Below are 4,097 nucleotides of genomic sequence, written 5' to 3'. Positions count from 1 at the left end.
GACGTGCGGGAACGTACCCAGCTGCACCTTGTTGAACTCCGGACCGGGCCCACGCCGGCACCTGGCCAGATAGCAGGACACACATGACCTCACCGATCCTGGAGATGCGCGGCATCACCAAGGAGTTCCCCGGCGTCAAGGCGCTCGCCGACGTCAACCTCGTCGTCAACCGCGGTGACATCCACGCGATCTGCGGAGAGAACGGCGCGGGCAAGAGCACCCTGATGAAGGTGCTCAGCGGGGTCTACCCCCACGGCACCTACAGCGGCGACATCGTCTTCGAGGGCGAGACCGCGAAGTTCGCCAACATCCGGCAGAGCGAAGCCGCCGGCATCGTGATCATCCACCAGGAGCTCGCCCTCATCCCCGAGCTCTCGATCGCGGAGAACATCTTCCTCGGCAACGAGACCGCCAAGCGCGGCATCATCGACTGGGGCCGCGCCAACCGCGAGGCCATCGACCTGCTCGCGCGGGTCGGCCTGCGGGAGAACCCGCTGACGCCGGTGAAGAACCTCGGCATCGGCAAGCAGCAGCTGGTCGAGATCGCCAAGGCGCTCTCGAAGGAGGTCAAGCTGCTCATCCTCGACGAGCCGACCGCCGCGCTGAACGACGACGACTCCCAGCACCTCCTCGCGCTCCTGAAGGGGCTGAAGGAGAAGGGGATCACCTCGATCATGATCAGCCACAAGCTGAACGAGATCGAGCAGATCGCCGACGAGATCACGATCATCCGTGACGGCCAGAGCATCGAGACCCTGTCCGTCGCCGCCGGTGGCGTGGACGAGGACCGGATCATCCGCGGGATGGTCGGCCGCGACCTCGAGAACCGCTTCCCCGATCACACCCCCTCCATCGGCGACATCCTCTTCCAGGTGCGCGACTGGACCGTCATGCACCCGCAGGACAGCCACCGTGAGGTCATCCGCCAGGCCAACCTGTCCGTGCGCGCCGGCGAGATCGTCGGCATCGCGGGGATGATGGGGGCCGGACGTACGGAGCTCGCGCGGTCGATCTTCGGACGCTCCTACGGCTCGCGGACCTCAGGCTCGCTGGTGCTGGACGGCGAGGAGCTGCAGCTCAACACGGTCACCCAGGCGATCGATGCCGGCATCGCGTACGTCAGTGAGGACCGCAAGGGCCTCGGGCTCAACCTCATCGACGACATCAAGACCTCGGTCACCGCTGCGGCGCTGAAGAAGCTGCGCTCCGGGCTCGTCGTCGACGAGCACAAGGAGGTCGTGGTCGCCGAGGGCTACCGCAAGAACCTCAACATCAAGGCGCCTTCGATCACCGCTGGGGTCGGGAAGCTCTCCGGCGGCAACCAGCAGAAGGTGGTGCTGTCCAAGTGGATGTACACCGACCCGAAGCTGCTGATCCTCGACGAGCCGACCCGAGGCATCGACGTCGGCGCCAAGTACGAGATCTACGGGATCATCCAGGAGCTCGCCCGCAGCGGTCGCGGCGTACTGGTGATCTCCTCCGAGCTGCCTGAGCTGCTCGGTCTGTGTGATCGCATCTACACGCTCGCCGAGGGCGTGATCACCCATGAGTTCGACCGCTCAGAGGCCACCCAGGAGTCCCTGATGCGCTACATGACCGCGGACGCGAGGAAGTAACCCCCGATGAATGCCCTGCTCAACACGCTGCGCGGGAACGTCCGCCAGTACGGGATGATCATCGCTCTGGCGGCGATCGTCATCCTCTTCCAGATCTCGACCGAGGGCGTGCTGCTCAAGCCGCTCAACGTCTCGAACCTGGTTGTCCAGAACGCCCAGATCCTGATCCTGGCCATCGGCATGGTGATCGTGATCGTGGCGCGCCACATCGACCTCTCGGTCGGCTCTGTGGCCGCCTTCGTCGGCGCCGCCGCGGCGATCATGATGACCCAGTACGACTTCCCGTGGTGGGTCGCTGTCTTCCTGGGCCTGCTGCTCGGCACCGCGATCGGCGCCTGGCACGGCTTCTGGGTGGCGTACGTCGGGATCCCGGCGTTCATCGTCACGTTGGCCTCGATGCTGCTCTTCCGCGGTCTGACCCTGGTGGTGCTCAAGGGCGCGACCGTCGGTGGTCTGCCCGAGGAGTTCAAGGCCATCGGCAACGGCTTCCTGCCCGAGATCGGGCCGGACACCGGGTTCCACAACCTGACGCTTCTCATCGCCGTGGCCGCCGTCGCTGTGCTGATCTTCCTCGAGGTGCGTCGCCGTAACGCCCAGGCGGCGTACAACTTCGACGTCCTGCCCTTCCCGCTCTTCGTGGTGAAGCTGGCGCTGCTGACGATCGTGATCATGTACTTCGCCTACCTGCTCGCCGACGCGCGCGGCCTGCCGATCGTCGGCCTGATCCTGGCCGGGCTGATCGTGGTCTACACGTTCATCATGAACAAGACCGTCTTCGGCCGGCACGTCTACGCGATCGGCGGCAACGTCGACGCGGCGACGATGTCCGGCGTCAACACCAAGCGGGTCGACTTCCTGGTCATGATGAACATGGGTCTGCTGTCGGGTCTTGCGGGCCTGGTCACGACCGCCCGCCTGACCGCGGCCAACCCCAAGGCCGGCGTCAACTTCGAGCTCGATGCGATCGCCGCCGCGTTCATCGGTGGCGCGGCCGTCACCGGTGGTGTCGGCACCGTCGTCGGGGCGATCATCGGTGGTCTCGTCATGGGTGTCCTCAACAACGGCATGTCGCTGCTCGGTGTCTCCATCGACTGGCAGCAGGCCATCAAGGGCCTCGTGCTCCTGCTCGCCGTCGCCTTCGACGTGTGGAACAAGCGACGCACCGCCGGGTCTGGTGGTGCCGGTGCCGAGGCTGCCGAGCCCAGCGCTCCGCCGCCCGACAAGCTGGCCGAGGAGATCGAGGCCATGGAGGCCGAGCTCAGCGTCGACTCCAACGATCCTCCGAAGACCTGATCCATCCCCCACACCCCCACCCCGCGACCCCTGCCTCCCCCCGGGCAGGGGTCGCTGGGTTTTCGGGGTTGGCGTGAGTTCGTGTAACACGCTGTTCGTAGGACTATCCGGTCGTTCTAATAGGGCGAGTAGTCCTACGAACGACGTGTTACATCCCCGCGGCACCTGCAACGAGCCGTCGGTGTTGAATAGCGGGGTGGCAAACTCCGCTCAGTGGCTCCAGGGAGCCCGTCCTCGCACCCTCCCCGCGGCGCTCGCGCCGGTCATCGCCGGCACCGGGGTGGCTGCGTACGCCGGTGGGTTGGTCTGGTGGAAGGCGCTGCTCGCTCTCGTGGTGGCGCTGGCGCTGCAGGTGGCGGTCAACTACGCCAACGACTACTCCGACGGCATCCGGGGGACCGACGACGACCGCGTGGGCCCGCTGCGGCTGACCGGCTCGGGCCTCGCGACGCCGTCCTCGGTCAAGCGCGCCGCGTTCATCGCCTTCGGGATCGCCGCGGTCGAGGGCCTGGTGCTGGCGCTGACCTCCGCCTGGTGGCTGATCCTCGTGGGCCTGGTCTGCATGATCGCGGCCTGGTACTACACCGGAGGCTCGCGCCCCTACGGCTACGCCGGCCTCGGCGAGGTCATGGTCTTCGTCTTCTTCGGGCTCGTCGCGGTCATCGGCACGACGTACGTCCAGACGCAGAGCTGGGAGTGGGGCGCGCTGTGGGCAGGTGTCGGGATCGGCGCGATCACCTCTGCCCTCCTCGTCGCCAACAACCTCCGCGACATCCCCGGCGACACCGAGTCGGGAAAGATCACCCTCGCCGTACGTCTCGGCGACGCGCGCACCCGCTGGCTCTACGTCGCCCTCGTGGCCGTCGCCGCCGTCTCCGTCGTGCTCGTGGCCCTGACGACGTCCTGGTGGGCGCTGCTCGGTCTCGGGTTCATCGCCGTCGCCGCTCAGGGCGTACGCACCATCCTCGACCGCACCAACCTCGGCCCCCGCCTGATCCCCGTCCTCCAGCAGACCGGTCTGGCCACACTGGTGTGGGGGCTGCTCGTCGGCGTACCTCTGCTGTTCGTCTGAGTTGCGTCGCCCCTGATGTAACACGCTGTTCGTAGGACTATCCGGTCGTTCTGATAGGGCGAGTAGTCCCGGACCACGACGACGATCAGATAGATCTCGGCGGCTACCCGGGCGAT

The 4,097-nt window shown here is 66.7% G+C and carries 3 protein-coding genes; all 3 read left to right on the top strand.

The window, feature by feature from the left end; all coding sequences use genetic code 11:
- The first annotated feature begins 83 nt into the window (after window positions 1–83).
- The 3 genes from mmsA to AB0F44_RS29980 all read left to right on the top strand — a co-directional run bounded on the left by mmsA (window position 84) and on the right by AB0F44_RS29980 (window position 3,981).
- Entirely contained in the window at window positions 84–1,616 is a 1,533-nt protein-coding gene (gene mmsA / locus AB0F44_RS29990) for a multiple monosaccharide ABC transporter ATP-binding protein (protein ID WP_357360993.1), read from the top strand.
- A 6-nt stretch (window positions 1,617–1,622) separates the two neighbouring features.
- Entirely contained in the window at window positions 1,623–2,909 is a 1,287-nt protein-coding gene (mmsB, locus tag AB0F44_RS29985; RefSeq protein WP_350665824.1) for a multiple monosaccharide ABC transporter permease, read from the top strand.
- A gap of 196 nt (window positions 2,910–3,105) precedes the next feature.
- Entirely contained in the window at window positions 3,106–3,981 is an 876-nt protein-coding gene (locus AB0F44_RS29980) for a 1,4-dihydroxy-2-naphthoate polyprenyltransferase (protein WP_357360991.1), read from the top strand.
- Window positions 3,982–4,097 lie beyond the last annotated feature (116 nt).

This window comes from Nocardioides sp. NPDC023903, from assembly GCF_040639295.1.
Classification (GTDB): Bacteria; Actinomycetota; Actinomycetes; order Propionibacteriales; family Nocardioidaceae; genus Nocardioides.
This window is presented reverse-complemented; position numbering and strand designations above follow the sequence as displayed.

Coding starts and splice junctions, on each gene's coding strand:
- mmsA (WP_357360993.1), top strand. CDS start 84: ATGACCTCACCGATCCTGGAGATGCGCGGCATCACCAAGGAGTTCCCC.
- mmsB (WP_350665824.1), top strand. CDS start 1,623: ATGAATGCCCTGCTCAACACGCTGCGCGGGAACGTCCGCCAGTACGGG.